A 17097-nucleotide genomic window follows, 5' to 3' on the forward strand; every position below is an offset into this window, starting at 1 on the left:
GCTGATTCACCTCTGAATCGGACCCTTTCCGGTCTTTGTGTCTACAGAGTCGCGCGCCTACCGTCAGATCACGCGCCGGATGCGAGGGAGGTGACGGGAATGGATCTGCGGCAGCTCCGCTACTTCGTGGCGGTCGCGGAGACGCGGCACTTCGGCCGCGCCGCCGAGCGGCTGCACATGGCCCAGTCCCCGCTCTCCCAGGCCATCCGTCAGCTGGAGAGCCAGGTCGGCGCCACCCTGTTCGAGCGCACCACCCGCCGGGTCGACCTGACCCCGGCGGGGACGTCGCTGCTGGAGGACGCGCGGCGGATCCTCGCCGGCGTCGAGGACGCGCGCCGCCGCGTCGAGCAGGTCGCCGCGGGCACCGAGGGCGTGGTGACCGTGGGTGCCACCGACCTCGCCGCCTACCGGCTGCTGCCGCGGCTGGCCCGGGTCGCCGCCCGCCGGATGCCGGGCGTCTCGCTGCGGTTCCTGCCCGGGCTCCTCACCGCCGCCCAGGAGGACGCGCTCGACGAGCGCCGCATCGACCTCGCCGTGCTGCGCCCGCCGGTGGTGCGCCCGGAGATGTCGGTCCGCCCGATCGCCCAGGAACGGCTCCTCGCGGCGCTGCCGGCCACGCACCGGCTCGCCGGGGCCGGGACGGTCGCGCTGGCCGAGCTGCGCGGCGACGACTTCGTCGCCTACGGCGCCCCCGGGTCGGTGGTCGACTCGGTCGCCACCCAGGGCTGCCTGGACTCCGGGTTCCTCCCGCGGCGCCGCACCGAGGCCCGCGACACCCCCATCCTGCTCACCCACGTCGCCGCCGGTGCCGGGGTCGCGTTGCTGCCCGAGTCGGTGCGCGCCCTGGGCACCGAGGGCGTCGTCTACGCCGACCTGGACCGCGAACTGCGCGTCGACCTGGCCCTGGCCTGGCGCACCGACGACGACTCCCCCGCCCTCGTCCGGCTGCTCGACGTGCTCGCCGAGCGCGCCCACGAGCTGGACCCCCGCCCCGCCACCGTCCCCGGAGGACCGCAGTGAAGATCGTGGCCGTCGAGGCGATCCCGTTCGCCGTGCCCTACCGCAAACCGCTGCGGTTCGCCTCCGGCGAGGTGCACACCGCCGACCACGTGCTGGTGCGGGTGCACGCCGAGGACGGCGTCGTCGGCGTCGCCGAGGCCCCGCCCCGCCCCTACACCTACGGCGAGACCCAGGCCTCCATCCGCGCTGTGGTCGACACCGTGTTCGCCCCGGAGATCGTGGGCCTGAGCGTGTTCGAGCGGGAACGGATCCACGCCGTCCTGGACCGCACGATCGGCAACCCCACCGCGAAGGCCGCGATCGACATGGCCGTCTGGGACGTCATCGGGCGCCGGCTCGGCGTCGGCGTCTCCGAGCTGCTCGGCGGATACACCGACCGGATGCGGGTCTCGCACATGGTCGGCTTCGCCCCCGACGACGTGATGGTCGCCGAGGCGCAGCGGATGCGCGACGAGCACGGCGTCACCACCTTCAAGGTCAAGGTCGGCCGCCGCCCCGTCGCGCTGGACACCGGCGCCTGCCGGGCGCTGCGCGAGGCGCTGGGCCCCGACGTGGAGCTCTACGTCGACGGCAACCGCGGCTGGACCGCGTCGGAGGCGGCGCGGGCCCTGGACGAGATGGCCGACCTCGGCCTGACCTTGTCCGAGGAGCTCATGCCCGCCGACCAGGTGCTCGGGCGACGCTGGCTCACCGCCCGCACCACCGTCCCGACCGTCGCCGACGAGTCCGCAACCCGACCCGGCGAGGTGACCCGCGAGCTGCTCGACGGCGCCGCCACCATGATCAGCATCAAGACCGCGCGGACCGGGTTCACCGGCTCGCAGCGGGTGCTGCACCTGTGCGAGGGACTCGGCACCGAGGTGGTCATGGGCAATCAGGTCGACGGTCAGCTCGGCACCGCCTGCACGGTCGCCTTCGGCGCGGCGCACCGCCACACCAGCGCCCGCGCCGGGGAGCTGTCGAACTACCTCGACATGAGCGACGACCTGCTCACCGAGCCGCTGCGGATCAGCGGCGGCGAGCTGCGCGTCCCCGGCGGGCCCGGGATCGGCGTCGACGTCGATCCCGACAAGCTCGCCCACTACCGCACCGACACCTGAGTACCGCCCCACCACAGGAGAGAGACATGTCCGAGACCGCCACCGCCGCCGGCTCCGGCGCGAACGCCACCGCCACCTTCGCGAAGAAGGAGCGCATCGGCGCCGCCGCCGACCCGGCCCGGGTGTCCGCCATCGCCACCGACACGCTGCAGGCCCTGCACGAGGTCATCCGCAAGCACGAGGTGACCTACGCCGAGTACGACGCGCTCAAGGCGTGGCTGATCCAGGTCGGCGCCGACGGCGAGTGGCCGCTGTTCCTCGACGTGTTCGTCGAGCACGTCGTGGAGGAGGTCGCCAACGCCGACCGCCGCGGCGCCGTCGGCACCATCGAGGGCCCGTACTACGTGCCGGGCGCCCCGGTCATCGAGTCCGGGTCCGCGATGCCGATGCGTCCCGACGAGAAGGGCACCCCGCTGCTGTTCCAGGGCACCGTCACCGACCTCGACGGCACCCCGGTCGCCGGCGCGACGGTCGATCTCTGGCACGCCGACGACGAGGGCTACTACTCCCAGTTCGCCCCCGGCATCCCCGAGTGGAACCTGCGCGCGGTCGTCCACACCGGCGCCGACGGGCGCTTCGCGTTCCACACCATGCAGCCCGCGCCCTACCAGATCCCGACCGACGGCTCGACCGGCGCGTTCATCGACGCGGCGGGCTGGCACCCGTGGCGGCCCGCGCACCTGCACCTCAAGGTGTCCGCGCCCGGCAAGCAGCCCGTCACCACCCAGCTCTACTTCGACGGCGGGGACTACGTCGCCGACGACGTCGCCCAGGCCGTCAAGCCCGATCTGATCCTGCACCCCGGCCCGGCCGCGAGCGGCACCGGCAACGAGGTCACCTACGACTTCGCGCTGGACCCCGCCTGATGGCCCGCTTCGCCGTCCGGATGGAGGTCGACCTCCCCGCCGACATGGACCCCGACGCCAAAGCCGACCTGCTGGCCCGGGAGAAGGCCTGGTCCCAGCAGTGGCAGCGATCGGGTGAGTGGGTGAGCATCTGGCGCTGCGTCGGTGAGTACGCCAACCTCTCGATCTTCGAGGTGCGCGACAACGAGCAGCTCCATGAGATCCTGTGGGGTCTGCCGCTGTTCCCGTACATGACGATGCAGGTGACCCCGCTGGCCACGCACCCGTCGGACATCCACGCCTGAGCCCCGCCGGGGCGCCCGGACCCGGTGACGGGCGCCCCGGCGGCCACGCCGACGGCTTCACCGCCTCCGGGCGCCCGGCCCGGGACCGGTTCGGCGAGCACCTGCTCGGCTGAGCCCGGCCCGTTTTTACCGTCGGCTTCCCCAGGGCTGTCCGCGGGCTGAGGTGGGGCGTCCTAGCGTCGGGGACACAGCGACGACCGTCCCCGGAGGCCCGATGATCCAGCCGGATCTGCAGCTCGTCGGACCCGCCGAGTTCGCCCGCGACCAGACCCTGCTTCTTCTCGCCGGCGACCCGGCCCTCACCCGGTCCGGTGTCACCTTCGCGAGCGTCGTCGCGCTGCCGGGGATCGGCGGGTCGTACGCCGTGCCTGCCCGCGCGACCGAGGACGTGCTCGCCCTGACCTGGTCGCCGCCGCGCGCCGCCGCCGCCGGCACGGTGTGCCAGCGCGTGTGCCTGTCGGTGGTCCCGTCCCGCGACGGGCACCGGCGCGGGGGCGCAGCGGTCCTGCGGGCCGCCGGGCGGGCACTGCTCGGTGCGGGCGGCTCGGTGCCCGGCGTCGCAGCGATCGGCGTCGCGCGGCCGCACATCCAGCGCTGCGTCGGCGACGGCGTCGTCACGACCGGGTTCGACGTCCTCAGCCGGGGCTGACCCCGGCCCCGCCCGGCCCGGCGGCGCCGCCGAGGAAGCCGCGGAGCAGCCACCCGGCCTGCGCGACCGCCGGCTCGGTGGAGTCCCCCGGTGACGTGGCGTGGCTGACCACCAGCCGCACCACCCCGTCGACGAGCCGGGGCAGGTCCGCGACCCCGGCCAGGGCCGGGTGGAGCGCGGAGATCTCGCGCAGCAGCGCCGTCGCCGCCCGGTCGCGCACCACGTCGGGCCGGGCCGTCACCAGCGGGAGCAGGCTCTCCCCCACGCCCTCGTCGACGGTGAGGATCGACGTCAGGAGCGCGTTGCGCGCCCCGTACTCCAGCACGTCGCGGACCGCGGCCACCACGCCGGCGACGGCGTCCGCGGGGTGGGCGCGCATCTGTTCGCACATCACCGCGACGAACCCGTCGGTCTCGCGGCCGACCAGTGCGCTGCCCAGCTCCGCCTTGGTGCCGATCTCGTTGTAGAGGTGCTGGCGGCTGATTCCCGCACGCCCGGCGACGGCGCTCATCGTCAGCGACGACCACCCCGACTCCGTCGTGATGTCCCGCGCGGCGTCGAGGAGCCGCGTGCGGAGAACCTCCCGCCGCTCCCGCCGGAACGCACCCGAGCCCGCCACGCCTGCACTGTACAGAGCAACCACCGATGACTGATCTGTTGACAGATGACCCGTGATTGTCAACTATTCCTACGGGCGGTCGACGACGACCGCGCTCCGTCCGGTCAGGAGGCAGCCATGAGCACGGCGGCGGGAACCACACGCGAGGGAGCCGGCGGCGACCGGCCCGCGGACCCCGGGCGGCCCGTACCCACCCCGGGGATCACGCTCCCCGTCGTCGCACTGCCGACCCTGGCGTTGTTCCTGGGCTCGCTCGCGGCCTGGGTGGGGGCGACCGCCCTGGTCCTGACCGGGACCGACCCGTGGCGCTACCTGGTCACGGTGCCGGTGCACGCCCTGGTCACGTTCGCGATGTTCACGGTGCTGCACGAGACCGTCCACCTCGCGGGCGGACGCCTGCGGTGGGTCAACGAGGTGCTCGGCCGGCTGTCGATGCTGTTCGTGGTGGCCTGGGCCGCGTTCCCGATGCTGCGTTACCTGCACATCGAGCACCACCGCAACACCAACGAGGACACCTCCCGCGACCCCGACGCGTGGACCGAGTCGGGCCCGGCGTGGAGCTGGCCGCTGCGCTGGATGACCATCGACCTCTGGTACGTGCGCTTCTACCTGCCCCGGATCCCGAGCAGGCCGCGGGCCGAGCTCGTCGAGCAGGCCGTGGTGTTCCTCGTCGTGGTCTCCGCGTTCGTCGCGACGGCGGTGACCGGCCACGGCTGGGAGCTGCTGGTGATCTACCTGATCCCGCAGCGGCTGGGCATCGCGCTGCTCGCCTGGTGGTTCGACTGGCTGCCCCACCACGACCTCGGGGAGACCGCCCGGTCCGACCGGTTCGCCGCGACCCGCATGCGGGTCGGCTGGGAACGCCTGGTCACCCCGTTGATGCTCGGCCAGAACTACCACCTGGTCCACCACATCCACCCGACCGTCCCGTTCTACCGCTACCAGGACGTGTGGCGCCGGGCGATGTCGGACTGGCTCGACCGCCCGGTCCCGATCACGACGGTCCTCGGCTCGGACCTGTCCCCCGCCGAGTACCGGGCGTGGCGACGGCTGACCTCCCACACCGACCGCGACGCCGACCTCCCGACCCGCCCGCACCCGCTGCGCGTGACCGCGGTGGACCGGCTCACCCCGGACGCGGTCGCGGTCACCCTGGAGGTGCCCGGCGAGCTGCGCGACGTGTTCGCCCACCGCCCCGGCCGCCATGTCACCGTGGGCGCGCGGATCGACGGCGAGCTCGTGCGGCGCAGCTACTCGATCTGCTCCACCGACGGGTCGGCGCTGCGCATCGCCGTGCGCCGCGTCGACGGCGGACGGTTCTCGACGTGGGCGGGCTCCGCGCTCGCCGTCGGCGACACCCTCGAGGTCACGCCGCCCTCGGGGCAGTTCGTCCTGCCCGCCGGCCCCCGCGGGGGCCGCACCGTCGCCGCGGTCGCCGCGGGCAGCGGCATCACCCCGGTCATCGCGATCCTCACCGCCGCCCTCGACGAGGACCCCGACCGCCGCGCCGTCCTGCTCTACGCCAACCGCGACACCGAGCACACGATGTTCGCCGACGAGCTCGACGAACTCGTCCGTCGCTCCGGGGGGCGGCTCACCGTCGTGCACCACCACTCGCGGTCCGGTGCCGCCGGGTCCGCCGACGGGTCCGCACCGGACGGCACGACGCGCACCGTCGTCCCGGGCCGCCTCGGCGCGGACCGGTTCGCCGAGCACCTCACCACGCTGCCGGTGGACGACGCGGACTGGTTCCTCTGCGGGCCGCCGCCGATGCTCGACGAGCTCGTCGGCGTCCTCGACGCCCACGGCGTCACCCCGGACCGGATCCACCGGGAGTTCTTCGTCGCCCCCACCGGCGACGACGGCGACGCCGTCCCGACCCGTCCGGCCGTGGTCACCGTGCGCCGCGGCGGGCGGGAGACCGTCACCCGGAGCCGGGGCACCGCGTCGCTGCTGGAGACCGCACTCGAGGCCGGGGTCGAGGCCCCGTACCTGTGCGCGGGCGGCATCTGCGGCACCTGCCGTGCGCAGGTCGTCACCGGCGCGGTGCACATGCAGCAGAACTACGCCCTCACCGACGACGAGGTGGCCTGCGGCGCGATCCTCACCTGCCAGTCCCGGCCCACCACCGACGAGGTGACCATCGACTACGACCGGTGACACGCGCACTCCGGTCGATTCCCGGGAACCCGGCGGCACCGGCGACCGCGGCACCGACCGGGGGGTGAGCGCGGTCCGCCGACCGGCCGGTCAGATCGCGCCGGTCAGCTCCCCGGTGACCACGCGGCGCTCGTTCTCCGTCCGCCAGGCGCGGTAGTCGGCATCGTCGGCGGCCGTCCCGATCCGGGCGATGCAGTCGGCGCAGAGGTCCGCGACCTGCAGCAGGCAGTCCTGGCCGCAGTCCCGGCACGCGATGAGTTCGGCGATGGGGTCGTTCACGGTCGCTCCGGACATGACCCCGAGCCTACCGAGGGCGCCCGGCAGCCCCGGCGTGGCCGGTCCGACACGCGGGACCGGCCCGGCGTCGACGTCGGTCCACGAGCCGGTCCGGCAGCGTCCCGGCGGGCGCGTCCACGACCGCTCGGTCGCCACGGAGGCGCTCCTAACGAGGTGGTCGTGGGCGGGCGTCGGCGAACGGCCCGTCCGCCGCGTGGTCGAGCGGGCTGTCGAACGGCCCGTCGACGAGCCCGTTCACCTGGACGACGGCGTCGCAGATGCTGTCGCGCCGCGGAGACGAGTGGCGCACGTCCGGACGGGGTCGGCTAGATTTCCCACGACCGCCCGACGGGGCCGAGGAGGTGGTTCGTGCGCGGCGACGACGACGCGGTCGAGAGCACGCGGTCCGACCTCGTCCACGCCGCGATGGCGGCCCACGACTGGTCCTCCCACCCGCTCGGCCCGCCCGAGCGCTGGTCACCGGACCTGCGCAGTGTCGTCCGGATGCTGCTCGACTCCCGGTTCTCGATGTGGATGGCGTGGGGCCCGGACCTCACGATGTTCTACAACGACGCCTACCGGGGCGACACGCTGCGCGACAAGCACCCGTGGGCGCTCGGCCGCTCCGCGCGCGAGGTGTGGGCCGAGGTCTGGGACGACGTCGGCCCGCTGATCGGGTCGGTGCTCGCCGGCGGCGGGGCCACCTGGGACGAGGACCTCCTGCTGTTCCTCGAACGCAGCGGCCACCCCGAGGAGACCTACCACACCTTCTCCTACAGCCCGCTGCACGAGGACGGCGCCATCGCCGGGATGCTGTGCGTGGTCACCGAGAACACCGACCGCGTGCTCAGCGAACGGCGCATGCAGACCCTGCGCGACCTCGCCGCCGACCTGGGGCCGACCCGCACCGGGGCGCAGGTGTACGCGGCGGTCGGGCGCGCGCTGGCCGGCAACCTCGCCTCGGCGCTCGACGAGTTCGCGACCTGGATCCCCGGCGACCGGCATCATGATTGCGCTGGCTGCCCGGCCCGTACCTCACCGTCCCCGGGTCCGCCCGGGAGCTGCCGGCGATGCGCCGCCGGGTCCGGCGCTGGGCCGGCCACGTGGGCCTGGGCGAGGACCTCGGCGACGACCTGGTCCGCGCGATCGACGAGGCCGCCGCCAACAGCGTCGAGCACGGCTACGCCGAGTTCGACCCGCCCGGTGAGGTGCACCTGCGTCTCGGGTACACCCCGCACGACGGTGTCCGGGCCCGGGTCGCCGACACCGGCCGCTGGCGGCCGCCGCCGCCCGACCCCGGCTACCGCGGGCGCGGCCTGCAGATGATCCGCGCCATCGCCACCACCGCCGAGATCGACACGGCGGGCGGGGGCACCGTGGTGCGCATGCAGATCACCCCGGACCCGCGCACGCCCGCCGTGGCGCAGCAGCCCGCGCCGCCCGTACGGCCCTCCCCCGGACGCCGGCGCACCGAGCTGCACGACGACGGCCGCAGCGGCGACGCCCGCCGCCTCACCCTGGCCGGCGACCTCGACCTCGCCGGGGCCGCTGAGATCCGCGACCGGCTCCTGGAGCTGGTCGCCGCCGGGCCGGTGCTCCTCGTCCTCGACGGACCGACCTACGTCGCGAGCAACGGCGCCGCCCTGCTCGCCGAGGCCGCCGACCGGGCGGGCGCCCGCGGGCACCGGCTGCGGGTCGAGGTGCCGCCGGGCCCGGCGCGGCACGCGCTGGAGCTCTCCGGGCTGCTCACGCTCCTGGGGTGAGGGCCCCGGCGGCCCGGCACACAGCTGCCTGCCGAGCCGTCGCGAGCGGGTCAGCGGCAGACCACGTCGTCGGGCGGGAGTGTCCCGTCCACCAGGTACGACGTCGTGACCCCCAGCGCGCACGGGGTGTCCCCGACGCCGGCGTAGACGCCGTGGCCGCTCCCGTTCTCGACGACGAGCCGGGCCCGGTCGCCGAACTTCTCCCGGAGGAGCTCACCGCCGCGCAGCGGGGTCACCGGGTCGTGGCGGTTCTGCACGACCAGCACGTTCGCCGGGCCCTCGTCGAGCACAGCGACCGGCGGCTCGGCAGGGTCGTACGGCCAGAAGGCGCAGGGCAGCACGTTCGCGCTCGCCGCGCCGTACACGGGGAACCGCTCGCGGTCCTGCGCCACCGCCCGCTGGTAGACCGCGACGTCCCGCGGCCAGGCGACGTCGTTGCAGGTGGTGGCGAGGAACGCCGAGTACGCGTTGTCCTGCGGCGACGGGCCCGGGGGCGGCGCCAGGGCGGGCGGCGCCGGGGCGGGCGACGCGTCGCCGGACAGCAACGACTGCCAGGCCGCGGCGGTGCTGCCGTAGAGCGTCGGGCCGTACAGACCGACGAAGGTGGCCGCCCGGAACACCCGTCCGTCGACCCCGCCCGATGGCCGGTCGTCGAGCCGCGCGGCGAGCCGGAGATAGGTCTGCCGCACCTCCTCCGGGGTGGCGCCCAGCCCGTAGGTGCCGTGCCGGTCGGCGGCCCAGCGGGCGAAGTCCCCGAAGGTCTCCTCGGCGCCGAGTGCGTAGCGGCGGATGCCGTCGGGGTCAAGGTGGGTGTCACCGACGTTGCTGTCGAGTACGACGCGGTCGGAGCGGTCGGGGAACAGGGAGGCGTAGGCCGCCCCGAGCGCCGACCCGTAGGAGAAGCCGAGGAAGCTCGCCTTCTCCTCGCCGAGCGCGGCCCGGATGCGGTCCATGTCCCGGGCGACGTTGGCGGTCGTGACGTGCCGCAGGTGCCCGTTGCGGTCGTTCGCCGCGCACCGCTGCGCCACCTCCCGCGCGACCTCGGCCGTCCGCAGGACCGCCGCGTCGTCGGCGGCGTACGGCGGGATGTTGCCGATGTAGTCCTGGTCGGTGGTGAACCCGCAGCTCACCGGGTCCGAGTGGCCGACCCCGCGGGTGTCGAACCCGATGATGTCGTAGCTGTCCTGCACGCTCGCCGGCAGACCGCGCTTCGCCAGGTCGTTCGCGAACGCCAGCCCGGACCCGCCCGGCCCCCCGGGGTTCAGGATCAGGATCCCGCGGCGCTTCTCCGGCTTCGTGCTCGCCAGCCGCGACACCGTGATCGTGATCTGCGCGCCGTCGGTGCTGCCGTGGTCCAGCGGCACCGGGATCCGCGTGCACTGCAGCGCCACCAGCGGCGCCACCACGTCCGCGGGGCAGGGGCCCCACTCCGGCCCCGCCGCGGGTTCCGCCGCCCCCGCGGGTGCGGCGACCGCCGCACCGGTCAGCCCGGCCAGCAGCGCCGGCACCGTCGCCCGTAGGAGGCTCCGTCGTCCTCGCATCGTTCCCGTCCCCTCGTCGCGGTCGGGACGGACGCTAGGAACGCCGTCCGGCTCCGCACATCGATCGAACGGCCACGGGCTCCGACCGAAGTCGTAGTGCGGGACCTTCGGCAGGGCCGGGCGTGCCGCCCGGCCCTGCCCTGCACCGGGCGCCCGGCGGAGCATCGGATCGGGGACGGCGGAGGAGGTCACCATGGTCGAGGCCGGGGTGCGCGAACAGTTCACGGTGATGGTCGCGCTGGCCGGTGCCGACCGTCGGTCGCTGGGCACCGCGGCCGCGATCGGTGGCGAGCTGGCGGGGCAAGGGCTGCGACCACTCCTCGTCCGGGCGGGCGACGCGGACACGCTCGCCGGGGTCGCCGGGGTCGTGCTCGTCGGGGCGTGGGGCAGGCCGTGGGCCCGCGCCGCCGCGAGCCGGTTCCTGCACCGGCACGCGACCGTGCTGCGGGTCCGTCCGCTGTGGATGGTCGACGCCGCGCCCGCCGGGGACGGGCACCCCCACCCGGTGCCGGCGTCGGATCTGGAGCTCCCGGTGCGGCTGCACACCGCCCGGACACACGGCGGGCGGGAGAGGGCGGTCGGGCCCGCCGCCGCGGCGGTGTCGCGGTGACGGCGTCGCCGGCCGGGCCGGAAGTGTTGCGGCGTGCGCTCGCGGCGGCGGTGCGCGCGCCCTCGGTGCACAACACCCAGCCGTGGCGCTGGCGGGTCACGACCGACCGGCTGGAGCTGCACGCCGACCCCGACCGACGACTGCCCTACACCGACCCCGACCGGCGCGACCAGCTGGTCAGCTGCGGGTCCGCGCTGGGCTTCCTGCACGTCGCGCTCGCCGCGCTGGGGGCGGGCCACGAGGTCGTCCGGTTCCCGACCGGGGACCGGAACCACCTGGCGACGGTCCGGCTCACCGGGGCGGCCCCGGACCCCGCCGACCACACCGTCGCGGCGCTGGCCCGGGCGATCCCGCACCGGCGCACCGACCGGCGGCCCTTCCGCGAGGGCGTGGCCTCGCGGCACGCGCGCGCGGTCCTCGGCGAGCACGCGGCGCGCTACGGCACCACCCTGCACACCGTGACCGACGCGGTCGCCCGCGAGCACCTCGCCGCGCTGGAGGACACGGCCGCGCGGGAGATCCGTGCCCGCCCCGGCCAGGCCGCCGAGCTGCTGGTCTGGACCCACCGCTACCCGGGTTCCCACGACGGTGTCCCGGCCGGGTCGCTCCCCCGCGGCGCCCCGTGGCGGCCGGGCCCCGACCTGGGCGTGCGCTTCCCGGGCGGCTCGCTGCCGGCCCGGGCCGCCGTCCGCGACGAGGCCACGATCATGGTGCTGACCACCCACGCCGACGACGACCCGGCCCGGCTCGCCGCCGGGGAGGCGGCCGGGGTCGTGCTGCTCGCCGCCACCGCACTCGGTCTCTCGACCTGCCCGCTCTCGCGGGTGCTGGAAACCTCGCGGACCCGGGCGGACCTTGCCCGGCAGGTCCTGCGCACCACCGACCACCCGCAGCTGCTGCTGCGCGTCGGCCGGCCCCAGGACGACGCGGAGCTGCCGGAGACACCGCGCCGGAGCCCCGCCGACGTCCTGCTGCACTGACTGCTGCACCGACTGCGGCACCGGCCGCGCCACCCGACCGCGGCACCGGCGTCGCCGTGACCGGGGGCACCCGGGCCCCGGGACCTTCGACCCGCCCGGTGCCCGGAACGCCCGTTAGCCTCGGGGCCGACGACGGACCGGCCCCGGAGGACGACCATGACGATCTCGGTGTTCCTGCTCGACGACCACGAGATCGTCCGCCGCGGGCTGGCCCAGCTGCTCGGCATGGAGGACGACATCGAGATCGTCGGCGAGGCCGCGACCGCGGCGCAGGCCCTCGCCCGTGTCCCCGCGCTGCGACCGGACGTCGCCCTGCTCGACGTCCGGCTGCCCGACGGCGACGGCGTCTCGGTGTGCCGCGACCTGCGCTCCGCGGTCGTCCCGCCGCCGGCCTGTCTGATGCTGACCTCGTACTCCGACGACGAGGCACTGTTCGGCGCGATCATGGCCGGGGCAGCCGGATACCTGCTCAAGCAGGTCGCGGGCGTCGACCTCGTGGGTGCCGTGCGCACGGTCGCGGACGGCGGCTCACTGCTCGACCCGCGGGCGACAGCCGCGGTGCTGCAGCGGCTGCGCACCGGCGGCTCCGACGCCGACACCGACCCCCGCTACGACACCCTCAGCCCACAGGAACAGCGGATCCTCGGGCTCGTCGCCGACGGGCTCACCAACCGTCAGATCGGCGCCACCCTGCACCTGGCCGAGAAGACCGTGAAGAACTACGTGTCCTCGATCCTGCACAAGCTCGGGTTCTCCCGGCGCACCGAGGCCGCCGTCTACGCGGTCGAGCGCCGCCACGGGCACTGACCCGCTCAGTCCAGCGGGACCCGCCACCGCAGCCGGGTGCCACCGGTCGCGACACTCTCGGCGACCGAGGTGCCGCCGAGCTCGGCGGCGCGGTCGGCGAGGTTGCGCAGTCCGCCGCGCCGGCCGGTGGGCGCGATGCCGCAGCCGTCGTCGGTGACCTCCACGGTCAGCTCCTGACCGGCGTCGACGGACACGTGCAACGTGCTCGCACCGGAGTGGCGGACCGCGTTCGACACGGCCTCGCGCACCACGGCCATCAGGTGCACGGCGACCTGCGCGGGCACGACGGTGTCGATCGGTCCCGCGGTGTCGACGGTCGCGTCGATCCCCGATGCGGCCGTCGCGTGCGCGACCGCGTCGAGCAGCTGCCGCCGCAGACCGCCCTCCTCCTGATCCGCGGTGTGCAGGTCGAAGATCGAGGTGCGGATGTCGCGGACCGTGCGGTCCAGCTCGCCGACGGCCTGCTCGACCTGCTCGCGCACCCCGCCGCCCGCGGGGTCGTGGCCGAGGCGGCGCAGCGAGCCCTGCAGCGTGAGGCCGACCGCGAACAACCGTTGGATGACGTGGTCGTGCAGGTCGCGGGCGATACGGTCGCGGTCGGCGAGCACCGCGACCTCGCGCTGGGTCCGTTGCTTCTCCTCCAGCTCCAGGGCCAGCGCCGCCTGCTCCGCGAACGACACCAGCAGCGGCACCTCCGACGGCCGGAACGGCGGATCGCCGGGGGCACGGCGGGCGACCAGGACCCCGCTCACCCGGGCCATGGCCCCCATCGGCACTGCGACCACCGGCCCGCTGGCGCCGTCACCGCTGACCGCGGTCTCGGAGACGTCGGCCAGGACCGGCTGACGGAGCTCGACGGCCCGGTGCAGGAGTGCGTTCTCCGGGCCGCCGACGAGCGGCGGGCGGCCCGCGGTCGCGCCCTCCCGGAAACCGCCGTCGTGGTCGGGGCCCAGCGCGAGCAGCGTCCCGTCGGCGCGGGACAGCTCCAGGCTGCGCCGGGCGATGAGCGCGAGCGTGTCGGCCTCGCCGGTTCCGGCCAGCACCTCTCCGCGGATCTCGGCCAGCGCCTCCAGCCACTGCTGCCGGAGCAGGCCCTGTTCGAACAGGTCGGCGTTCTGCACGGCGATCCCGGCCGCGGCGGCGAGCGCCATCAGGATCAGCTCGTCGTCGGCGGTGAACTCGGTGCCGGTGCGCTTCTCGGTGAGGTAGAGGTTGCCGTAGACGGCGTCACGGACCCGCACGGGGACGCCGATGAAACTGCGCATCGGCGGGTGGTGCGGCGGGAAGCCGACGGAGGCCGGGTGCGTCGACAGGTCCTGCAGGCGCAACGGCCGGGGGTCGGCGATCAGCTGGCCGAGCAGGCCACGGCCCTCGGGCGGGCGCCCCAGCGCGGTACGGGTCGCCTCGTCCAGGCCGACGTCGATGAAGCGGGCGATGCTGCCGTCCGGGGCGAGCACCCCCAGCGCACCGTAGCGGGCGTCGACCAGGTCGACCGCGGACTGCACGATCCGCTGCAGCGTGGTGTCCAGCTCGAGGCCTGCCGCGACCCCGAGCACCGCGTCGAGCAGCCGCTGCGTCCGGCGCCGGGTGGAGGCGATCTCGGCGAGACGCTCCTGCACCTCGGCGATGAGGTGGTCCAGGCGCAGCCCGGCCAGGATCCCGGAGATCTCCCCGGTCCCGTCACCGGCGTCGTCGGTCGTCACTGGCACCGCCTCCCCGGGGAGGCCGCGTCCCGGGCCGCCCCACCCCGACGATACGGCCGTCGAGGACCGGGACCTTCGCACCTGTCCGACCGGAACCGGCAGCGCCGACCATCGCCCCCGCAGGCACCGGTGAACGCCCGGTCCCGGGAAGGACGCACACCATGGACACCGTCGATGCGGACGCGCCGGTCACCCCGATCCTCGGTCTCGACGCCGCGACGACCGCCCGGGTGCTGGCCACGGCGGGTCGGGCGCCGTCGCTGCACAACGCCCAGCCGTGGCGGTTCCGGACCGGCGCCGACCACGTCGAGCTGCGGGCCGACCCCGCGCGACGGCTGCCGGTCGCCGACCCGACCGACCGCGAGCTGCGGATCGGCTGCGGGGCGGCGCTGTACTCGCTGCGTCTCGCGCTGGCCGGGGCCGGGATCCGCCCGCTCGTCACCCGCCTCCCCGACCCGTCGGACCCGGAGCTGCTGGCGGTGGTCCGTCGTGGCGCGGCGATGCCGCCCACCCCCGAGCAGCGACGGCTGCTGGAGGCGGTGCCGCGCCGGCACACGAACCGGCGACCGTTCTCCGACGTCCCGGTGCCGGGCCCGGCCCGCACCGCGCTCACCCGCGCCGCGTACGAGGAGGGCGCCTGGCTGCAGCTGGTGACCGACCCGGACGACCTCGCCGTACTGGGCCGCCTCGCTCGCGAGGCGCACGCCCGCCAGTCCGCCGACCCCGCGTTCGTCGCGGAGATGGCGGCCTGGACCGGGCGGCACGGCGGCCACGACGACGGTGTACCCGCCTCCGCGGGCGGACCGCTGCCGGCCCCGAACCACCCGTGGGTGACCCGGGACTTCGGCGGCCCCGCCCACCCGCGGCCCGCGCCGGCCGCGTTCGAGTCGGCGCCGCTGATCGCGGTGCTGACCTCGCACCTCGACGGCCCCCGCGACGACCTGCGTGCCGGCGAGGCCCTGGCGCGGGTGCTGCTGACCGCGACCGCCGAGGGCCTGTCGGCCTCGCCGGTGTCCCAGCTGGTGGAGGTCCCCGACGTGCGGGAGCGGGTGCGCCGCTCGCTCGCCCGGGACCGGCCCCCGCAGGTCGTCCTGCGCCTGGGCCACGGGGTCCCCGTCCCGGCGACTCCGCGGCGTCCGGCCGCCGACCTGATCGACCCGGGCTGACCCGGAGCACCGGCCCGGGACCTTCGTCCCGGGCCGGCGGGCCCTCCGGTGGGCCGCGGACCGCCCTTCGCCCGGAGCCCCGTCCACCCGTCGCGGACGACGATCGGGTGACGGGTCCACACGGGACCCGCCGGCTCCGGAGGGCGTGATGGACCTCGACCTCGCGCGGTGGCAGTTCGCGATCACCACCGTCTACCACTTCCTGTTCGTCCCGCTGACGATCGGCCTGTCCCTGCTCGTCGCGGGCCTGCAGACCACCTGGTACGCCACCCGCGACGAGCGCTGGCTCCGCGCCACGAAGTTCTGGGGGAAGCTGTTCCTGATCAACTTCGCGATGGGCGTCGTCACCGGCATCGTGCAGGAGTTCCAGTTCGGGATGAACTGGAGCGACTACAGCCGCTTCGTCGGCGACGTCTTCGGTGCCCCGCTGGCGATCGAGGGGCTGCTCGCCTTCTTCCTGGAGTCGACCTTCCTCGGTCTGTGGATCTTCGGCTGGGACAGGCTGTCGAAGGGCGTGCACCTGGCCTGCATCTGGCTGGCCGCGACCGGCACGGTGCTGAGCGCCTACTTCATCCTCGCCGCGAACTCCTGGATGCAGCACCCGGTCGGGTCGGCGGTGAACCCCGTGTCGGGCCGGGCGGAGCTGACCGACTTCGGCGCGCTCCTGACCAACTCCACCGCGGTCGGCGCGTTCACCCACACCCTCACCGCGTGCCTGGTGACGGCCGGGATGTTCCTCGTCGCGATCAGCGCCTGGAACCTGGTGCGCGGCCGCCACCCGGAGGTGTTCCACCCCTCCATCCGGGTCGGGCTGTGGACGACGCTCGCCGGGAGCCTCGGCGTCGCCCTCACCGGGGACCTGCAGGCCCGGCTGATGACCCAGCAGCAGCCGATGAAGATGGCCGCGGCGGAGGCGCTCTACGACACCGCCGCGCCGGCGTCGTTCTCGGTGTTCACCATCGGCTCCCTCGACGGCACCCGCGAGCTGTGGAGCCTGCGGGTCCCGCGGCTGCTGTCGTTCCTGGCCACCGGCACCTGGGACGGCGAGGTGGAGGGCATCCACCAGCTGCAGGAGGAGGCCGTCGCCGCGTTCGGGCCGGGTCTGTACACACCGGACATCCCGCTCAGCTACTGGATGTTCCGGCTCATGATCGGTTTCGGGGTGCTGGCGGGGCTGCTCGCCGTCACGGGGCTCTGGCTGACCCGGCGTTCGCGGGCGACGCGGCGGCTGCCGCGCTGGTTCGGCCCGGCCGCCGGCCTGGGGTTGGCCGCACCGCTGCTCGCGAACACCGCGGGCTGGATCTTCACCGAGGCGGGCCGCCAGCCCTGGGTCGTCTACGGCGTGCTCCGGACCGCCGACGGGGTCTCGCCGAGCGTCGGCTGGGCGTCGGTGCTCACCTCGCTGGTCGTGTTCACGCTGCTCTACGGCGCGCTGGCCGTCGTCGAGGTCGTCCTGCTCGTCCGGGCCGTACAGGCCGGTCCGCCGCCCCCTGCGGCCCCGGCCGTCCCGGAACCGTCCGGCACCTCCGCCCCCGTGGCGACCTACTGAGGAG

At 75.1% G+C, this 17097-nt stretch carries 16 protein-coding genes; 12 read left to right on the top strand and 4 right to left on the bottom strand.

Annotated elements, in window-relative coordinates; genetic code table 11:
- Positions 1-99: 99 nt before the first annotated feature.
- The 5 genes from DMP15_RS20530 (at position 100) to DMP15_RS20550 (ending at position 3919) form a co-directional block, all read left to right on the top strand.
- Positions 100-1020, top strand: coding sequence for a LysR family transcriptional regulator (locus tag DMP15_RS20530; RefSeq protein ID WP_062401995.1), 921 nt, complete (start codon positions 100-102; stop codon positions 1018-1020).
- Positions 1017-2120: a mandelate racemase/muconate lactonizing enzyme family protein gene (locus DMP15_RS20535; RefSeq protein ID WP_073573971.1), complete on the top strand. Its 1104-nt coding sequence runs from the start codon at positions 1017-1019 to the stop codon at positions 2118-2120. Before DMP15_RS20530 ends, DMP15_RS20535 begins: the two co-directional genes overlap by 4 nt.
- A gap of 26 nt (positions 2121-2146) precedes the next feature.
- Entirely contained in the window at positions 2147-2986 is an 840-nt protein-coding gene (gene catA / locus DMP15_RS20540) for a catechol 1,2-dioxygenase (protein ID WP_073573972.1), read from the top strand.
- Positions 2986-3270 carry a muconolactone Delta-isomerase family protein gene (locus DMP15_RS20545; RefSeq protein ID WP_073573973.1) on the top strand — a complete coding sequence of 95 codons (285 nt, stop codon included), beginning with the start codon at positions 2986-2988 and terminating at the stop codon, positions 3268-3270. Before catA ends, DMP15_RS20545 begins: the two co-directional genes overlap by 1 nt.
- A 214-nt stretch (positions 3271-3484) precedes the next feature.
- Entirely contained in the window at positions 3485-3919 is a 435-nt protein-coding gene (locus tag DMP15_RS20550) for a hypothetical protein (protein WP_073573974.1), read from the top strand.
- Here the strand turns inward: DMP15_RS20550 and DMP15_RS20555 are convergent.
- Positions 3906-4538 (bottom strand): TetR/AcrR family transcriptional regulator, encoded by a 633-nt coding sequence (locus tag DMP15_RS20555; protein WP_073573975.1) that lies wholly within the window; start codon positions 4536-4538, stop codon positions 3906-3908. The genes DMP15_RS20550 and DMP15_RS20555 overlap by 14 nt on opposite strands.
- 117 nt (positions 4539-4655) lie before the next feature.
- Here DMP15_RS20555 and DMP15_RS20560 point away from each other — a divergent pair, with 117 nt between their 5' ends.
- Positions 4656-6698 (top strand): fatty acid desaturase, encoded by a 2043-nt coding sequence (locus DMP15_RS20560; RefSeq protein ID WP_083658030.1) that lies wholly within the window; start codon positions 4656-4658, stop codon positions 6696-6698.
- 90 nt (positions 6699-6788) lie between these two features.
- Here DMP15_RS20560 and DMP15_RS20565 read toward each other — a convergent pair whose 3' ends face one another.
- Positions 6789-6992 (bottom strand): hypothetical protein, encoded by a 204-nt coding sequence (locus DMP15_RS20565; RefSeq protein ID WP_139282678.1) that lies wholly within the window; start codon positions 6990-6992, stop codon positions 6789-6791.
- Between the two features lie 1052 nt (positions 6993-8044).
- Between DMP15_RS20565 and DMP15_RS20570 the strand changes: the two genes are divergently transcribed.
- Entirely contained in the window at positions 8045-8737 is a 693-nt protein-coding gene (locus DMP15_RS20570; RefSeq protein WP_139282679.1) for an ATP-binding protein, read from the top strand.
- Positions 8738-8787: 50 nt separating this feature from the next.
- Here the strand turns inward: DMP15_RS20570 and DMP15_RS20575 are convergent, their stop codons facing one another.
- Positions 8788-10278 carry an alpha/beta hydrolase gene (locus DMP15_RS20575; RefSeq protein WP_337826314.1) on the bottom strand — a complete coding sequence of 497 codons (1491 nt, stop codon included), beginning with the start codon at positions 10276-10278 and terminating at the stop codon, positions 8788-8790.
- 193 nt (positions 10279-10471) lie between these two features.
- On the opposite strand from DMP15_RS20575, the gene DMP15_RS20580 reads away from it, so the two are divergent.
- The 3 genes from DMP15_RS20580 (at position 10472) to DMP15_RS20590 (ending at position 12675) form a co-directional block, all read left to right on the top strand.
- Positions 10472-10888: a hypothetical protein gene (locus tag DMP15_RS20580; RefSeq protein WP_337826315.1), complete on the top strand. Its 417-nt coding sequence runs from the start codon at positions 10472-10474 to the stop codon at positions 10886-10888.
- Entirely contained in the window at positions 10885-11868 is a 984-nt protein-coding gene (locus tag DMP15_RS20585) for an Acg family FMN-binding oxidoreductase (RefSeq protein WP_337826316.1), read from the top strand. The genes DMP15_RS20580 and DMP15_RS20585 overlap by 4 nt, the downstream gene beginning before the upstream one ends.
- A 156-nt stretch (positions 11869-12024) precedes the next feature.
- Positions 12025-12675 (top strand): response regulator, encoded by a 651-nt coding sequence (locus tag DMP15_RS20590; protein WP_179760412.1) that lies wholly within the window; start codon positions 12025-12027, stop codon positions 12673-12675.
- Positions 12676-12680: 5 nt separating this feature from the next.
- On the opposite strand, the gene DMP15_RS20595 is transcribed toward DMP15_RS20590, so the two are convergent.
- Positions 12681-14378, bottom strand: coding sequence for a sensor histidine kinase (locus DMP15_RS20595; RefSeq protein WP_337826317.1), 1698 nt, complete (start codon positions 14376-14378; stop codon positions 12681-12683).
- Positions 14379-14539: 161 nt separating this feature from the next.
- On the opposite strand from DMP15_RS20595, the gene DMP15_RS20600 reads away from it, so the two are divergent.
- Positions 14540-15544, top strand: a complete 1005-nt coding sequence (locus DMP15_RS20600) for an Acg family FMN-binding oxidoreductase (protein WP_073573982.1) — start codon at positions 14540-14542, stop codon at positions 15542-15544.
- Between the two features lie 148 nt (positions 15545-15692).
- On the top strand, positions 15693-17093 hold the full coding sequence (locus DMP15_RS20605) for a cytochrome ubiquinol oxidase subunit I (protein WP_073573983.1): 1401 nt from the start codon (positions 15693-15695) through the stop codon (positions 17091-17093).
- The last annotated feature ends 4 nt before the right edge of the window (positions 17094-17097 follow it).

This window comes from Pseudonocardia sp. UM4_GMWB1, assembly GCF_017312155.1.
In the GTDB taxonomy this organism is placed as follows: Bacteria; Actinomycetota; Actinomycetes; order Mycobacteriales; family Pseudonocardiaceae; genus Pseudonocardia; species Pseudonocardia alni.

Bases quoted from the DNA above. Each gene is read 5' to 3' on its own strand.
- DMP15_RS20605 (WP_073573983.1), top strand. From the start codon at position 15,693: ATGGACCTCGACCTCGCGCGGTGGCAGTTCGCGATCACCACCGTCTAC.
- DMP15_RS20600 (WP_073573982.1), top strand. From the start codon at position 14,540: ATGGACACCGTCGATGCGGACGCGCCGGTCACCCCGATCCTCGGTCTC.
- DMP15_RS20530 (WP_062401995.1), top strand. From the start codon at position 100: ATGGATCTGCGGCAGCTCCGCTACTTCGTGGCGGTCGCGGAGACGCGG.
- DMP15_RS20550 (WP_073573974.1), top strand. From the start codon at position 3,485: ATGATCCAGCCGGATCTGCAGCTCGTCGGACCCGCCGAGTTCGCCCGC.
- DMP15_RS20560 (WP_083658030.1), top strand. From the start codon at position 4,656: ATGAGCACGGCGGCGGGAACCACACGCGAGGGAGCCGGCGGCGACCGG.
- DMP15_RS20545 (WP_073573973.1), top strand. From the start codon at position 2,986: ATGGCCCGCTTCGCCGTCCGGATGGAGGTCGACCTCCCCGCCGACATG.
- DMP15_RS20575 (WP_337826314.1), bottom strand. From the start codon at position 10,278: ATGCGAGGACGACGGAGCCTCCTACGGGCGACGGTGCCGGCGCTGCTG.
- DMP15_RS20580 (WP_337826315.1), top strand. From the start codon at position 10,472: ATGGTCGAGGCCGGGGTGCGCGAACAGTTCACGGTGATGGTCGCGCTG.
- catA (WP_073573972.1), top strand. From the start codon at position 2,147: ATGTCCGAGACCGCCACCGCCGCCGGCTCCGGCGCGAACGCCACCGCC.
- DMP15_RS20570 (WP_139282679.1), top strand. From the start codon at position 8,045: ATGCGCCGCCGGGTCCGGCGCTGGGCCGGCCACGTGGGCCTGGGCGAG.
- DMP15_RS20565 (WP_139282678.1), bottom strand. From the start codon at position 6,992: ATGTCCGGAGCGACCGTGAACGACCCCATCGCCGAACTCATCGCGTGC.
- DMP15_RS20590 (WP_179760412.1), top strand. From the start codon at position 12,025: ATGACGATCTCGGTGTTCCTGCTCGACGACCACGAGATCGTCCGCCGC.